At 60.5% G+C, this 14,950-nt stretch carries 14 protein-coding genes, 4 tRNA genes and 1 pseudogene; 13 read left to right on the top strand and 6 right to left on the bottom strand.

Translation table 11 applies throughout. From position 1 onward, the window contains the following. Positions 1-124: 124 nt before the first annotated feature. Positions 125-664 carry a TetR/AcrR family transcriptional regulator gene (locus tag ACZ5M5_RS22890; RefSeq protein ID WP_060741090.1) on the bottom strand — a complete coding sequence of 180 codons (540 nt, stop codon included), beginning with the start codon at positions 662-664 and terminating at the stop codon, positions 125-127. A gap of 103 nt (positions 665-767) precedes the next feature. Between ACZ5M5_RS22890 and ACZ5M5_RS22885 the strand changes: the two genes are divergently transcribed. From ACZ5M5_RS22885 to ACZ5M5_RS22870, 4 genes are all read left to right on the top strand, one after another. Continuing rightward, a complete protein-coding gene (locus ACZ5M5_RS22885) occupies positions 768-1,958 on the top strand; it encodes an MFS transporter (RefSeq protein ID WP_103309605.1) in 1,191 nt (396 codons plus the stop codon). A gap of 69 nt (positions 1,959-2,027) precedes the next feature. Beyond that, positions 2,028-2,339, top strand: a complete 312-nt coding sequence (locus ACZ5M5_RS22880) for a cupin domain-containing protein (protein ID WP_060741092.1) — start codon at positions 2,028-2,030, stop codon at positions 2,337-2,339. Positions 2,340-2,442: 103 nt separating this feature from the next. Continuing rightward, on the top strand, positions 2,443-3,591 hold the full coding sequence (locus ACZ5M5_RS22875) for a TDT family transporter (RefSeq protein WP_464738024.1): 1,149 nt from the start codon (positions 2,443-2,445) through the stop codon (positions 3,589-3,591). 81 nt (positions 3,592-3,672) lie between these two features. After that, positions 3,673-5,547: an MFS transporter gene (locus ACZ5M5_RS22870; RefSeq protein ID WP_464738023.1), complete on the top strand. Its 1,875-nt coding sequence runs from the start codon at positions 3,673-3,675 to the stop codon at positions 5,545-5,547. A 178-nt stretch (positions 5,548-5,725) separates the two neighbouring features. On the opposite strand, the gene sugE is transcribed toward ACZ5M5_RS22870, so the two are convergent. From sugE to rdgC, 3 genes are all read right to left on the bottom strand, one after another. Continuing rightward, positions 5,726-6,040, bottom strand: coding sequence for a quaternary ammonium compound efflux SMR transporter SugE (sugE, locus tag ACZ5M5_RS22865; RefSeq protein ID WP_003204587.1), 315 nt, complete (start codon positions 6,038-6,040; stop codon positions 5,726-5,728). A gap of 118 nt (positions 6,041-6,158) precedes the next feature. Further along, positions 6,159-7,124, bottom strand: a complete 966-nt coding sequence (locus ACZ5M5_RS22860) for a bile acid:sodium symporter family protein (protein ID WP_464738022.1) — start codon at positions 7,122-7,124, stop codon at positions 6,159-6,161. Positions 7,125-7,268: 144 nt separating this feature from the next. Further along, the gene (gene rdgC, locus ACZ5M5_RS22855) at positions 7,269-8,189 is read right to left on the bottom strand and encodes a recombination-associated protein RdgC (protein ID WP_014339706.1); all 921 of its coding nucleotides are present in this window, start codon (positions 8,187-8,189) and stop codon (positions 7,269-7,271) included. A 160-nt stretch (positions 8,190-8,349) separates the two neighbouring features. Here rdgC and ACZ5M5_RS22850 point away from each other — a divergent pair. The 4 genes from ACZ5M5_RS22850 (at position 8,350) to ACZ5M5_RS22835 (ending at position 8,864) form a co-directional block, all read left to right on the top strand. Continuing rightward, positions 8,350-8,425: transfer RNA gene (locus ACZ5M5_RS22850), tRNA-Val, on the top strand. Positions 8,426-8,444: 19 nt separating this feature from the next. Further along, positions 8,445-8,521, top strand: a tRNA-Asp gene (locus ACZ5M5_RS22845). 173 nt (positions 8,522-8,694) lie between these two features. Next, positions 8,695-8,770: transfer RNA gene (locus tag ACZ5M5_RS22840), tRNA-Val, on the top strand. A 17-nt stretch (positions 8,771-8,787) separates the two neighbouring features. Continuing rightward, positions 8,788-8,864 (top strand) — tRNA-Asp (locus ACZ5M5_RS22835). Between the two features lie 90 nt (positions 8,865-8,954). Here the strand turns inward: ACZ5M5_RS22835 and ACZ5M5_RS22830 are convergent. Beyond that, a complete protein-coding gene (locus ACZ5M5_RS22830; RefSeq protein ID WP_464738021.1) occupies positions 8,955-10,091 on the bottom strand; it encodes a catalase family protein in 1,137 nt (378 codons plus the stop codon). A gap of 31 nt (positions 10,092-10,122) precedes the next feature. After that, positions 10,123-11,927, bottom strand: a pseudogene (locus ACZ5M5_RS22825) (di-heme-cytochrome C peroxidase). A gap of 269 nt (positions 11,928-12,196) precedes the next feature. Here ACZ5M5_RS22825 and ACZ5M5_RS22820 point away from each other — a divergent pair. The 5 genes from ACZ5M5_RS22820 to ACZ5M5_RS22800 all read left to right on the top strand — a co-directional run bounded on the left by ACZ5M5_RS22820 (position 12,197) and on the right by ACZ5M5_RS22800 (position 14,873). Beyond that, on the top strand, positions 12,197-12,910 hold the full coding sequence (locus tag ACZ5M5_RS22820; protein WP_003204577.1) for an FKBP-type peptidyl-prolyl cis-trans isomerase: 714 nt from the start codon (positions 12,197-12,199) through the stop codon (positions 12,908-12,910). Positions 12,911-13,203: 293 nt separating this feature from the next. Continuing rightward, positions 13,204-13,659: a YkvA family protein gene (locus tag ACZ5M5_RS22815; protein ID WP_060741098.1), complete on the top strand. Its 456-nt coding sequence runs from the start codon at positions 13,204-13,206 to the stop codon at positions 13,657-13,659. 102 nt (positions 13,660-13,761) lie between these two features. After that, complete coding sequence (locus ACZ5M5_RS22810) at positions 13,762-14,103, top strand: helix-turn-helix domain-containing protein (protein WP_053124879.1); 342 nt, start codon at positions 13,762-13,764, stop codon at positions 14,101-14,103. Beyond that, complete coding sequence (locus ACZ5M5_RS22805) at positions 14,100-14,471, top strand: hypothetical protein (RefSeq protein ID WP_003179080.1); 372 nt, start codon at positions 14,100-14,102, stop codon at positions 14,469-14,471. Before ACZ5M5_RS22810 ends, ACZ5M5_RS22805 begins: the two co-directional genes overlap by 4 nt. After that, entirely contained in the window at positions 14,472-14,873 is a 402-nt protein-coding gene (locus tag ACZ5M5_RS22800) for an SEL1-like repeat protein (protein ID WP_092330380.1), read from the top strand. It begins immediately after the preceding gene. The last annotated feature ends 77 nt before the right edge of the window (positions 14,874-14,950 follow it).

Genomic DNA, 14,950 nt, shown 5'->3' with positions numbered 1-14,950 from the left:
GTAATGAGGTGTCTGGGCGGGCCTCATCGCGAGCAAGCTCGCTCCCACAGGGATTTGTGGTGAACACGCGTTCTATGAGCGTTCTGGACGCCATGTGGGAGCGAGCTTGCTCGCGATGACGGTGTTACTGACCCAACGCAATATCCACCAACCGATACAACTCCCCAGCCTCCAACGGCGCAGTGGCAAAGAGAATGCGGAACACCGTCGGTGCCACCACCACATTGATCAGCCGCTCGACGCCCGGATTGGGTTCATCGGGATAGCGGTCCAGGATGATCTGCAACTGACGGCTGATGATCCCTACGCAATACCCTGGGGTGGCGCAGGCCTGGATGTCGCGCATCATGTTACGACCGGGCTCGGAACTCATTTCGTCCAGGTACTGCTCGGCCCAGGCGCGCAGGTCGCCGCGCAAGCTGCCGGTGTCGGCCGGTTCGCCGTCGGGGCGCATGCGGGCGATGGCGACGTCGGCCAGCAGCGCCGGCAGATCGCCCCAGCGCCGGTAGATAGTGGACGGCGTGACCCCGGCGCGCGCAGCGATTTGCGGCACGGTCAGTGTGGCGCGGTCCTGCTCTTGCAGCAGGGCGCGGACCGCCGAATGAATCGATTCCTGGACCCGGGCGCTTCGGCCGCCGGGGCGTAAACCTTCTTTAATAGCCATGCGTCAGACCTTAACACAAAGAATTTGCTTTAAGCGCACACCGGTAGCACACTCCGCAAAAGCAAAAAATTAGCTTTTGCGAATGTTCCTGTGGAGCGTGCCCATGTCCCGTCCAGCTTCGACCCGCGCCAGCCTGATCTTCCTGGCGCTTACCTTGCTCGGTTTTCTCGCCGCGTCCAGCGCGCCGACGCCGTTGTATCACCTCTATCAGGAACAATTACAGTTTTCCCCGGCCGTTCTGACGCTGATTTTCGGCGTGTACGCCTTCAGTCTGCTGGCGGCCTTGCTGACCGTGGGGTCGCTGTCGGATTACCTGGGCCGCAAGCCGGTGATTTTCGTGGCGCTGTTGCTCAACATACTGGCGATGCTGCTGTTTATCAGTGCCGACAGCGTCGCCTGGTTGATCGGTGCCCGGTTGATCCAGGGGTTCGCCACCGGCATGGCCACCAGTGTATTGGGTGCTGCTTTGCTGGACTTCGACCGTCGCCAAGGCCCGTTGATCACCAGCGTTGCGCCGCTGTTGGGCATGGCGTGCGGGGCGCTGGGCTGTGGCCTGCTGGCCGAGTTCGCACCGTTGCCGTTGCAACTGACCTACTGGCTGCTGCTGGGGTTGTTCCTGGCCCAGGCCGTTTACCTCTGGCGCATGAAAGAAAGCGTCAGCCCGCAAGCAGGTGCCTGGCAGTCCTTGCGTCCGACCTTGCACGTGCCACTCCAGGCGCGGCGGGCCTTGTGGCGTGTCTTGCCACTGGATCTGGCGGCCTGGGCCGTGGGTGGTTTCTACCTGTCACTGGCACCGTCGCTGGTGCGGGCGGCCACCGGATCGACCTCCAATCTGATCGGTGGCGCGCTGGTGGCGGTGCTGACCCTAAGCGGCGCATCAGCCATCTACCTGTTGCGCAACCAGGAGGCCGACACAATATTGCGCCCGTCCGCGAGCCTGTTGGTGATCGGCCTGGCATTGGTGCTGGTGGCGGTACATGGTGCCAGCTTGCCGTTGTTCTTCGTCGGCACGCTGGTCACCGGTGGCGGTTTCGGCGCCGGGTTCCTGGGGGCGCTGCGCAGCCTCATGCCGCTGGCCTTGCCCCACGAACGGGCCGGCTTGATGTCGGCGTTCTATGTCCTCAGTTACCTGGCCTTCAGCCTGCCGTCGCTGCTGGCGGGGAACCTGACGCGGGTGTTCGGCTTGATCCCGACGACCGATGGGTATGGCGCCGTGTTGATCGTGTTGTGCGTCGCCGCGCTGTGGGGGTTACGGCAGTCGATAAAACCGCTCGGCGATGGCGTTCGGCCTTGAAACCAGGCATGCAGGTGCCGTGGGCAGTGGGTTAGTCTTGGCACTCAGTTTTCATTCTGGACGGATCTCTTGAAAATCATCCGCAGCAAATCCTTCACCGGTGACCGTGCCTGGGCGGCGCTGGATATCGCCAACATGAACGGCATCACCACGCGCCTGCACTGGACCGATCAGCCCTACAAATGGCACATCAACGACGGCCAGGAAGTCTTCGTGGTGCTCGATGGGCAAGTGCAGATGTGCTATCGGGAAGACGGTGTTGAAAAAGCGACCTTGCTGGACGCCGGAGACATTTTCTACGCCTCTGTGGGCACCGAGCATGTGGCCAAGCCCTTGGGCGAAGCGAGGATCCTGGTGATCGAGACTGAGGGCAGTGTCTGACCTTTATCTATAAAGCAGATAACAGATAGAGAAATTAACCGTTATATAGATATTTGATCCGGCTCTAGCATGGCTCCACCTCAACCGAGGACAGGAGTTCGTCATGACATGCTGTGCTGCAAAAAACCGCTTGCACCCCTTGAGCCATTTGCCCAGGCCGCTGGAGGCCATTCGTCAATTCACGCCTAACTGGTTTGCCGTGGTCATGGGCACCGGTGTGCTGGCCCTGGCCTTGGCGCAATGGCCGACGACGATGCCAGGCCTGCACGCCTTGGGCGAAGGCTTGTGGTTGTTCAACACGCTGTTGTTCGTGGTGTTCGCCTTGATGTACACCGCCCGCTGGGTACTGTTCTTCCACGAAGCGCGACGGATCTTCGGCCATTCCACCGTCTCGATGTTCTTCGGCACCATCCCCATGGGGCTCGCAACCATCATCAACGGCCTTTTGCTGTTTGGGCTGCCGCGCTGGGGCGAGGGCGTGGTGGCGGTGGCCGAGGTGCTGTGGTGGATTGACGTAGCGATGTCCTTGGCTTGCGGCGTGTTGATTCCCTTCCTGATGTTCACCCGCCAGGAGCACCGGATCGACCAGATGACCGCCGTGTGGCTGTTGCCGGTAGTGGCCGCCGAAGTCGCGGCGGCCAGCGGTGGGCTGTTGGCACCGCACCTGGCGGACGTTCATTCGCAACTGATCGTGCTGGTCACCAGCTACGTGCTCTGGGCCTTTTCCCTACCGCTGGCGTTCAGCATTCTGACGATCCTGGTGCTGCGCATGGCCTTGCACAAATTGCCCCACGAGAACATGGCCGCTTCTAGCTGGTTGGCCCTCGGTCCCATCTGCACCGGTGCCCTCGGCATGTTGTTACTGGGGGGCGATGCCCCGATGATCTTTGCCGCCAATGGCTTGCCGGGCGTCGGCGATATTGCCGCCGGGCTGGGGCTGGTGGCGGGCATTACGCTGTGGGGCTTCGGGCTCTGGTGGATGGTGATGGCGCTGTTGATCACCGCACGCTACTTGCGCACCGGTATCCCGTTCAACCTCGGTTGGTGGGGCTTTACCTTCCCCTTGGGCGTGTATGCGCTGACCACGCTGAAGCTGGCGGACCTGCTGAAACTGGAATTTTTCAGCGTTTTCGGCAATGTCCTGGTGGCGATGCTGGTGGTGATGTGGCTGATCGTGGCGCGGCGAACGCTGGCAGGGGCCTGGCACGGTGAGTTGTTTGTGTCGCCGTGCATTGCGGGGCTGGCGAAATAATCGTTAAAGACAGGTAATGTGTGGCCTGGATCGAAAAACGTTCATTCCAATAAGCGTCCACGCCACTCAGGAACATGGAAGATGAGTCACCCTTCGCAGTTCACCTTGCTTCGCACGCGGCGTTTCCTGCCGTTCTTCATCACGCAGTCCCTTGGCGCGTTCAACGACAACATTTTCAAGCAGTCGCTGATTCTCGCCATTCTCTACAAACTGACCATCGAGGGGGACCGCTCGATCTGGGTCAACCTCTGCGCGCTGCTGTTTATCCTGCCGTTCTTTCTGTTCTCGGCGCTGGCGGGGCAGTTTGGGGAAAAGTTCGCCAAGGACGCGCTGATTCGTCTGATCAAGCTCGGCGAAATCGTCATCATGGCGGTCGGCGCCGTGGGCTTCATGTTCGATCATTTGTGGTTGATGCTGCTGGCGCTGTTCGCCATGGGTACGCATTCGGCGCTGTTCGGTCCGGTGAAGTATTCGATCCTGCCCCAGGCCTTGCATGAGGAAGAGTTGGTCGGTGGCAACGGCCTGGTGGAGATGGGGACTTTCCTGGCGATCCTGGCCGGCACCATTGGCGCCGGGATCATGATGTCCTCGGCGCATTACGCCCCCGTCGTCTCGACCGCGATCATCGGCGTGGCCGTGCTCGGTTACCTGGCCAGTCGCGGCATTCCACGCGCGGCGGCGGCCTCGCCACACATGCGAGTGAACTGGAACATTTTCAGCCAATCCTGGGCCACCCTGAAACTGGGCTTGGGGCAAACCCCGGCGGTGTCCCGTTCGATTGTCGGCAACTCCTGGTTCTGGTTCGTCGGGGCGATTTACCTGACGCAGATCCCGGCCTACGCCAAGGAGTGGATGCACGGTGACGAAACCGTGGTGACCTTGATCCTGACGGTGTTCTCGGTGGGGATCGCGTTGGGGTCGATGCTCTGTGAAAAACTGTCCGGACGCAAAGTCGAGATCGGCCTGGTGCCGTTCGGCTCGTTCGGGCTCACTGTGTTTGGTCTGTTGCTGTGGTGGCATTCTGGTGGAATTCCCGACAGCGTCGAGGGGCACGGTTGGCTTGAAGTGCTCGGTTTCGGTCACGCCTGGCTGGTGTTGATCGACATCCTTGGCCTGGGTGTGTTCGGTGGCTTCTACATCGTGCCGTTGTACGCGCTGATCCAGTCGCGCACGGTGGAGAACGAGCGGGCGCGGGTGATCGCCGCCAACAACATTCTCAACGCGTTGTTCATGGTGGTCTCGGCCATCGTCTCCATCGTCTTGCTGAGCTTGGCCAAGCTGTCGATCCCGCAGTTGTTCCTGGTGGTGTCGCTGCTCAACATCGGCGTCAACGCCTACATCTTCAAGATCGTCCCCGAGTTCAGCATGCGTTTCATGATCTGGCTGCTGAGCCATTCCATGTACCGCGTGGAGCATCGCAACCTGGAGGCGATACCGGATGAAGGGGCTGCGCTGTTGGTCTGCAACCACGTGTCTTTCGTCGATGCCTTGCTGATCGGTGGTGCGGTGCGTCGGCCGATTCGCTTCGTGATGTACTACAAGATCTACAACCTGCCGGTGCTGAATTTCATCTTCCGCACCGCTGGGACCATCCCGATTGCCGGGCGTCAGGAAGACATTCAGATCTACGAAAAAGCCTTCAAGCGAATTGCCCAATACCTGAAGGACGGCGAGCTGGTGTGCATTTTCCCTGAAGGAAAATTGACCGCTGATGGTGAGATCAATGAGTTCAAGAGCGGATTGACGCGCATCCTCCAGGAAACCCCGGTGCCGGTGATTCCCCTGGCGCTCCAGGGTTTGTGGGGCAGTTTCTTCAGCCGCGACCCGGCCAAGGGGCTGTTTCGCCGGTTCTGGTCACGGGTGACGCTGGTGGCGGGCTCGGCGGTTGCGGTAGAGGCGGCAACGCCTTCGAGTTTGCAGGTGTTGGTGGGAGACTTGCGCGGCACTGTCCGCTAAACGAAAAAACTGTGGGGCAAAAGGCTTGGGGGATTAAACCTGTGGGGAGCAAGATCTGTGGGAGCAAGGCTTGCCCGCGATAGCGATCGCAAGGACGCCATCGCGAGCAAGCTTTGCTCCCACAGGTTTAATCCCACAGGCCTTGCTGCCCTCAGAGGTTTGGCTCCTGCAGGAAAGTTCAGGCGCTGACCTTGAGCCCGATCAACCCCGCAACGATCAACGCCACGCTGGCCAGGCGAACCAGCGCCATCGACTCACCAAACAAAATGATCCCGGCGATCACCGTGCCCACGGCACCGACCCCGGTCCAGATCGCATAGGCGGTACCCAGCGGCAGTTCCTTCATGGCAAGGCCGAGCAGGCCGAGGCTGATCGCCATGGCGGCGATGGTCAGAGCAGTGGGGAGAGGGCGGCTGAAGCCGTCGGTGTACTTCAGGCCGACAGCCCAGCCGACTTCGAACAGGCCGGCAAAAAACAGAATGATCCAGGACATCAAACACCTCATCGATGGATGGGGTCGTCCCCGGATAATGAACACTATGGCGTTGCGGGGTCGTCCCCGCATTGGGCGCAAGAGTGCCCAATGCTGATTGTTCGGTCAAGTCGCTCGGTCAGTCCACCGCTCGGCTGGCAAGCAGTTCACGGTCCTGTTTTTCGCTCATACGCCGGAAGTACGTCGAGAGCAAAGCCCCGGAAATGTTGTGCCAGACACTGAACAGCGCGCTGGGTACTGCCGCCAGCGGCGAAAAGTGCGCGCTCGCCAACGCCGCGCCAAGGCCGGAGTTCTGCATGCCCACTTCCAGTGCCAGGGATTTGCGCTGGGCCAGCGGCCGCTTGAACAGGTGCCCGGTGAAGTAGCCCAGCAAGAAGCCGAAGCTGTTGTGCAGCATCACCACGGCCATGATCAACAGGCCCGATTCGGCAATTTTTGCCTGGCTGGCAGCAACGACGGCGGTGACGATGATGACGATGCTTACCACCGACACCAACGGCAGCACCTCCACCGCATGGCGCACCTTGTCTCCCAGCAGTCGTTGCGCCACCACGCCCAGCACGATCGGCAGCAGCACCACTTGCAGGATCGACCAGAACAGTTCCATGAATGACACCGGCAGCCAGGCCGAGGCCAGCAGCCAGATCAGCGCCGGGGTCAGCAGCGGTGCGAGCAGGGTCGTGACGGCGGCGATGGCCACCGACAGCGCCAGGTCGCCGCGGGCCAACCAGGTCATGACATTCGACGAGGTGCCGCTCGGGCAACAACCCACCAGAATCACGCCGACGGCAATTTCCGGCGGCAGATGGAAAACTTGGCAGAGCAACCACGCCACACCGGGCATGATCACGAAATGTGCGACCACGCCCAGGGCCACGCGCCAGGGATGGCGTGCGACTTCGGCGAAGTCTTCGAGCTTGAGGGTCAGGCCCATGCCGAACATCACCAGGCCCAGCAGCGGCACGATGGCGCTTTTCAGACCGATGAACCAAGCGGGCTGCAAAAATGCCACCACCGCGAAAATCAGTACCCAGTAAGCGAAGGTATTGCCGACAAAGCGGCTCAATGCAGCCAGTGCGCGCATGACCTGATCCTTATTATTAAGAACATCCAATACTCATGTGGGAGCGAGCTTGCTCGCGATGGCGGAGTGTCAGTCAACATCTCGGTGGCTGTCATACCGCTATCGCGAGCAAGCTCGCTCCCACAAGGTAGCTATCCGCCGGGTTTAGATCCCCTGCGGAATCTCTTCCCCACCCAACGCTTCAACCAGCGCCGGCAGGAACTCGCCGAACGTCAACATCATCAGCGTGAAGCTGGCGTCCAGTTGGCCGAGGGCTTCGTCGCCACCGTCCTGCTCCGCCTGGTCCTGCAGCAGGTCTTCGAACTTCAGGCGTTTGACCACCATCTTGTCGTCGAGCACGAAGGACAGTTTGTCCTGCCAGGCCAGCGACAATTGTGTCACTACCTTGCCGGTGTTCAGGTGCAGCTGGATTTCGTCGCTGGTCAGGTCCTGGCGCTTGCAGCGCACGATGCCGCCGTCTTCGTGGGTGTCGCGCAGTTCGCATTCATCCAGCACGAAGAAATCGTCCGCGGCTTTCTGGGTCTTGACCCAGTCGGTCATGGTGGCGGTCGGGGCCATCTTGACCGTCAGCGGGCGTACCGGCAGTGAGCCGATGACTTCGCGCAGGGTGGACAGCAGGTCTTCGGCGCGTTTCGGGCTGGCCGAGTTCACCAGGATCAGGCCCTGTTTCGGCGCGATGGCGGCGAAGGTGGACGAGCGGCGGATGAAGGCACGGGGCAGGAACGCCTGGATGATTTCATCCTTGAGCTGGTCCCGTTCCTTTTTATAGACCTTGCGCATTTGCTCGGCTTCGATCTCTTCGACCTTTTCCTTCAGGGCATCACGCACGACGCTACCCGGCAGGATGCGTTCTTCCTTGCGCGCGGCGATCAGCAGGAAGTCCTGGCTGACATGCACCAATGGCGCGTCTTCGCCTTTGCCAAACGGCGCGACGAAACCGTAAGTGGTCAACTCCTGGCTTGCACATGGACGCGCCAGTTTGCTGGCCAGTGCAGTTTCCAACGCCTCGGCATCAAAAGGCAGATCTTGGGTCAGGCGATAGATAAGCAGGTTTTTGAACCACATGGGGTGAGTCTCTCCTTTATACAAAGGGGGGCATTATTCTCTTCGCGGCGCCATAGGCCAACCCTTCGCTAAGCCTTTGGAAGGCCTGAAAAAATTAATTTAAAAAGTGCTTGCCAGCTTAAAGAGTGCTCCGTAGAATGCGCGCCACACCGAAAGCGAAGGGTGATTAGCTCAGCTGGGAGAGCGTCTGCCTTACAAGCAGAATGTCGGCGGTTCGATCCCGTCATCACCCACCATTCGTTCAACGTGTTACGCGCAGCGGTAGTTCAGTCGGTTAGAATACCGGCCTGTCACGCCGGGGGTCGCGGGTTCGAGTCCCGTCCGCTGCGCCATATTCGGTTACCTGGAACACTGAACGCCAGGTCACCACGGAAAGCCCGCTAACGCGGGCTTTTTGCTGTTTGCAGTTCCTGTGGTGTGCGTTGCTTCTTTTTTCTGAAATTTGCTAATTAGATCAGCACGTTACGGAAAACTGTGAGAGAATGCGCCCCGCATCGAAAGTGAAGGGTGATTAGCTCAGCTGGGAGAGCGTCTGCCTTACAAGCAGAATGTCGGCGGTTCGATCCCGTCATCACCCACCAAGCTTTCAATGTTACGCGCAGCGGTAGTTCAGTCGGTTAGAATACCGGCCTGTCACGCCGGGGGTCGCGGGTTCGAGTCCCGTCCGCTGCGCCATCTTCGGTTTCCTGGCCCTCTGAACGCCAGGTCACCACAAAAAAGCCCGCTCAATGAGCGGGCTTTTTGTTGCCTGTCATTTGGCCGTTGCTACTGCTCGGCATTGCGGCTGTGGCGGTAATCGCTGACCGCCTCATACACCGCTTTGCGCAGGCGATTGATGCCGCCGATGGGGCGGTGGGCCTCGATGCCGAACCACGGGTTGAACGACTGGTTGTCACAGGCCAGGTTCAGCTTGGGCGTGTCGAAATCCTGGGCCGGCACCTTGATGTGCGCCACGGTCTCGAACGGTGCATCACTTTCCTGCCATTCAATACTGGTGTCTTCGATCGGCATGTACTTGCTCGGATCCTGCCGTTGGATCTGCAGGACGAAACACGCTGGCACGCGGTCTGTGGATAACTGCTGATTCAACGCGCTACGCAGAAAGTTCGGCAGGTCCTGGTTCTGAGGGGGCAGGGTATAGCTTGGGCAGCTATCCGGGTCCGGCGTGACGCGAAACTTGGCATTGGCTTCGCCGAATTTGTAAGGCGATACCGAGAAATAAGTGGTCTGGGTCGGACTGGCCGGAGCCGGCGAGAGGGTTGCCAGGGCGATGAACAGATGACGGATCTGCCAGGTGCGCGGATCCAGGCTCGGAAAGAACGCCATCGCCTTCTTCCCGTCAGCCTGGGCGGCCACATTCTGACGGTACTCGGCGACATCACTGACAAAGAAGTTCGGATGATTGAACATCACGAAATCCTGCTCGCCCTGTGATTGCCGATCAACAAGCAGTTGTTTGCCCGGTACGTTCAGCAGCTTGATCGCCATCCCCCGTGCATCGCGCAGGCTGTCGAATTGCGGATAAGCGTTGCCGTTGGACAGGCGGATCGTGGCCTGCCAAGTCTTGCCCGGTTCGGCAAACACTCCTTGGCGCAACGGCGCCGGCAGGTCGCTCGGCACCTGGACCTCGGCCATGACGCAACCGTGGGCCTTGGCATGGGCGTCGCGCAGGTAACGTGTGCCTTCGCGGTGCTGATCGACGATGCGGATCGCGGTCTGGATGATGTCCTGGGTCATGGCGGCTTCGCCGGGTGCGATCTGTTCCTTGTCCGGGACCGGTCCCTTGTGCTGCCAGGCAAACCAGGCCGTGGACAGGGCCCAGCCGAGCAACCCGATACCCAGCAGCCACAGGAGCGTCTTGCCCAAAAAGGCGCCGAGGCGCAGCCAGAGGGTGATCAACATGCCAACATCCTTTTACCGGTGAGGTTCATCATTACAGTTGCGACTCCAGTGGCCCGCCCAGCACTTTCAAATACTCCAGCAAGGCCCAGCGTTCCTGCGGTTGCAGCAAGCGGCCAATGACGCCGTTACCGCGCTCGCCCGCGCGGAACTCATGGCCGCTGTTGTGATTGCCGGTAATCCGGGTGTCGAAGATAAAGCCATTGGTGAACGCTTCGGTGCGATAACCCAGGTGGCGTGGGTCGTATTCGAAGTTGCCCTTATAGAACGTGGTCGCCCGCTCGTCCTGGGGCGACAGCAACTGATAAATCGTCGGCACCGAACCGTTGTGCAGGAACGGTGGCGTAGCCCAGACCCCCGCCAGTGGCCGGGCCTTGTAGGCGCGCAGTTCACGCACGCCAATGGGCAGGCCGAAACCGTCCAGGGCCGGGCGTTCGACGGGGGTGACGCCGGCGTCGCGGTAGGCGCGGTTTTCGACGAAGGCGGTGACGTAGGCCAGGCCTTTGGCGACCGAAAGCTGGCTCAGGTCCAGCGGCTCCGTCGGGGTCGGGTGCAGTTGCACGTCCAGCTTCGCCAGTTCGGCCGGGTCCCATTGCAGGCTGGTCAGGTCGAAGCGGTGGTCGGCGATGTTATTGGCGGTGCCCGGGTCGGTGCCGATCACCTGCACAGGCAGCATGTGCAATTGCTGCACCGGCCTGTCAGGCCCCTGGACCACTTTGGGCACATGGCAGCCGGCGCAGTTTTCGGTGAACAGGGCCCGGCCCTTGGCGGCCAAGGGTTTATCGATCGCGCCCAGCAACGCTTCCGGCCACACGGGCGGCTTGAGCAGTTGCAGGGTTTCTTCGATCTTGTTCAAGTCGCGCACGCGCACGCTGGAAGGGTATCGCGCGTCGCCCTGCAGCGGTTTGCCCTGGGCGTCGAAGAAATTCAGCGTGGCACCGACCCCCAGCGCTTCACCGACGTTGCGGGCCATCGGCTGCTGGGCCGATCCGTTCCATTGCACCCAGTCGAACGTCCATATTTCCCACAGTTGCGGGTAATCCACTGGAGCGTTGGCGACCCGGTAGTTTTCCGCCGAAATGGCGTCGCCGAAGCTGGCATTGGCGATGCGACCGAAGGCGTCGGTACGCCCGGGGCCTTCTTCGGTGGGGTAGAGGCCGCGATGGGTATCGTTCCAGGCCACTCGCAGGAACGTGTCCAGGGAAACCTTGAACGCCTTGCGCAGCTCTTCGTGGCGGGCGTCGTAGTCCTTGCCCAGTACCTGGCGGGCGAAGCGTTCGAATTTCCAAGGGTTGTAGTAGGTAGACGCCAGACTGGCGACCAATGCCTGTCCGAAACTGCCACCACGTAGCGTAGGAACACTAGAAGGCAGCACGTGCTGGGCCGAGCCACCATCGATCCGTATCGCCTGGCCCTTGAAGCGTAATTCGCCGGTATGACACGCCGCGCAGGTGATATCCAGGAACTGCTCGGTGCTGCCCGGGTTCTGGTGCCGGGCGAACCCTACCGGCAAGTTGCCGGGGTTGTCAGGCGAGGCTTTCTGCGCCGGATCGATCAGGAAGCCGAAGCGCGCCAGGTACTCCGGCGAAGCGAAGCGTTGTTGCGAAAAAGGCAATTCGAGGGCGGTGAACCAGTCGTAGCGCAGGCCTTTGACCTGGGTGCCCTGGGGGTGAAGTAATACGTCTGGCGCTCGGCGGCACTCCATTGATCCAGGTAGTGCACCTGTTCGACGGGGGTATAGAACGGCAAGCGAGGATTGGCGACGTAATAAAGCACCACGGCCACGACGAGGATCAGCAGCGCGAGGAGGAGCAAGAGAATGCGAGAGAGAAGGCGCACGGTAACGTCCTTGTTTTTTTGATAAACCCTTATGCCTCAGTGCTGCGCGGCGGGCAAGTGGCCATTACCCTTGGCCTGTGGGGGAGCGGCAATGTGTCCCTGTACGTAACGGATGACAGATGCTTCATTTGCCCAGGATTAAAAAGCGTTTGCGGGCCTGAACTTATCATCACTTTGCGGCTCACATGCCGGTAGCCATTGGTCGTGGCCGCCTGATAAGCTCGCGGCTTTATTCGATTGCCCTTTAGGCGCATGAACAAGGAAATAGCATGAAACAGCATCGGTTGGCGGCGGCGGTGGCCCTGGTTGGCCTGGTACTCGCGGGTTGCGACTCGCAGACCAGCGTAGAGCTGAAAACCCCGGCGCAGAAAGCTTCCTACGGTATTGGCCTGAACATGGGCAAGAGCCTGGCTCAGGAAGGCATGGATGACCTGGACTCCAAAGCGGTCGCCCAGGGCATTGAAGATGCCGTCGGCAAGAAAGAACAGAAGCTGAAAGACGAAGAACTGGTCGAAGCCTTTGCCGCGCTGCAAAAGCGTGCCGAAGAGCGCATGGCCAAGATGAGTGAAGAGTCGGCAGCCGCTGGCAAGAAATTCCTCGAGGAAAACGGCAAGAAAGCCGGTGTTACCACCACCGCTTCCGGCCTGCAGTACGAAGTGGTCAAGAAAGCCGATGGCCCACAGCCTAAGCCGACCGATGTAGTGACCGTTCACTACACCGGCAAGCTGACCAACGGCACCGTGTTCGACAGCTCCGTCGAGCGTGGCAGCCCGATTGACCTGCCGGTCAGCGGTGTGATCCCGGGTTGGGTCGAAGGCCTGCAACTGATGCACGTCGGCGAGAAGTACAAGCTGTACATCCCGAGCGACCTGGCCTACGGCGCCCAGAGCCCGAGCCCGGCCATCCCGGCCAACTCGGTCCTGGTGTTCGACCTGGAACTGCTGGCGATCAAGGATCCGGCAAAAGAAGACGCAGCCAAGTAATCGCGTCTGCTATAACGACAACGCCTCGCTCATGCGGGGCGTTGTCGCATCTGGGCTACGGCAAATGGTAAAAAAACCGAACGCACGGGGCAGGCTACAGTCATAGGCAATACAGGCGCTGTGCTAGACGCAGTCAGCCGGTCAAGTCAATGAAATATTGGGTTTTTTTATGTGAGTAAAAAACGCCCGATCTAAGCCGGGCCCTTATGAAACGGGGGCTTCAGCGGTGAAATGCAGCTCTGTTCACAAGGTTATCCACAATTTGTGTGGATAACATTTCAGTGGGAGAAAAAATGAAGGCCCCGTGGAATTTTGCGCGATTTCTGCCGTTGGCAGGCCGCCTGCTGGCCCGCGGTCGATTACCGACGTTGCTCTTTGCCGTCGCCAGCAAAGGTGCCCGGGAGGGCGGACGGCTGGGCAAGCTCAAGGAGGACCTGCGCCTGTTGCAGGCCTTGTGCCTGGCTTACTGGCGGGGCGAATACCGCGCGGTCAGCGCCAAGTCGATGCTGTCGGTGGTGGCCGGGCTCATGTATTTCCTCAGTCCCCTGGACGCGATTCCGGATATCTTGCCGATGTTTGGCATGTTCGACGATATCGCAGTGCTGGCCTGGGTCATGAAAACCCTCGACGTTGAACTCGAGGCATTCCGCGCCTGGCGTTATCGCCAGTCTCCCGAGAAACTGGCCCAAGTCGAAAGGCTTCCCGATACCCCGGAACAACTCCAGCTCCAAGGGCAGAAAAAGTCCTGATCCCCAGAGAATTCATCACCCCGCGACCTTAGCCAGCATTTAGGATTACACTTCCAAGGAAAAAGGCTGACTCGCTAAGTGTTGTTGTCCTACGGGGTAAACATGGATATTCAAATAATCACACGTGATGGAGAGCCCGAGTACGCGGTTTTGCCGTGGGATCAGTACCAAGCGTTGTTGAAGGCAGCAGGCATCGATCAAGCTCCGCCGCGGGAAGCGACAGTCCGTCACGCGGCGGCACCCGGCCAGGTTCTCCCTGGCCTGGATCAGTTACGCAGTTTACGCGAAGGGAAGGGCATCGCCATCGAGGCGCTGGCCCGCACGGTAGGTATCAGCCCGTCTTATCTGGCCTTGATCGAGAGCGGCGAGCGACAGCCCGATGCCGCGATTCGGCGCAGTCTGGCCTGGGAGTTGACGGTGCCGGGTTGGAGGGAAGAATCGTGAGCGTACGCATCAGTCGGCAGCATTGGGATGGGTTGTTGGGTGAATTGGACCAGGCGCGTCGCCAACGCCATTTATTGACTTACCGCGCCTTGCTGGAGCGCTTGCAACTGCCCAGCCCCGCCATGCAGACCTTGACTGCGGCCCTTGAACACCTGGCGGCGCTGGACGCTCGGGCAGAACAGCCGCTGCGCAGTTCCCTGGTGATCAGCCAAGGCGCGAGCCGGTTGCCGCGCACGGGCTTCTTCGAATGCGTTGAGCGCCTGGGGCGTTTTTCCGGGCCTTCCGATGGGGTGGCTGCCGCCTCCTGGCACGCTTCGGAAGTGGTCCGGGTGTTTGAATACGAATACCCCGAGTCGGCGGAGGCCTGAGTGCTCTGGCGACTCAAGGCGCGGGTCGGTTATTGGCTGGCGCGCCGGTTGTTTCACTGGTCCTGGTTCGTCCGCCAGGCGCGTGGTTGGGCCTGGCTTGAGGGCCAATTCTCACGCATGGCGAACCTGGGCGACGTCGGTGCGCAAAGTTTCTATGGGCACATCCTCACGTTTCGCGGCCAAGGGCTGGGCGCCCGTGAAGAAGGGGTTCGCCTGCTGCGGCTGGCGGCTCTGGCCGGTGATGGCAAGGCGGCCTACCAGGTCGGCGTGATCAGCCTGGCCGGTACAACCAGCAAGGCACCGGACCCGGTCGAAGCGGCACGTTGGTGGACCCTGGCGGCAAAAGCCGGGCATCCGTTGGCCGAGATCAAGCTCAAGGCACTCGAAGCTCGCGACCGCTAGCGTTATCCACAGGCTATTCGTGACGAAGTCGGGCGGATTTAGCGAATCGCCCTACATCCTTTGTCCCGTTCCCCTGA

The sequence above is a fragment of the Pseudomonas sp. Van50 genome, assembly GCF_055390755.1.
Note: the sequence above shows the minus strand (reverse complement) of the source record. Positions and strands in the feature narration are given on the sequence as shown.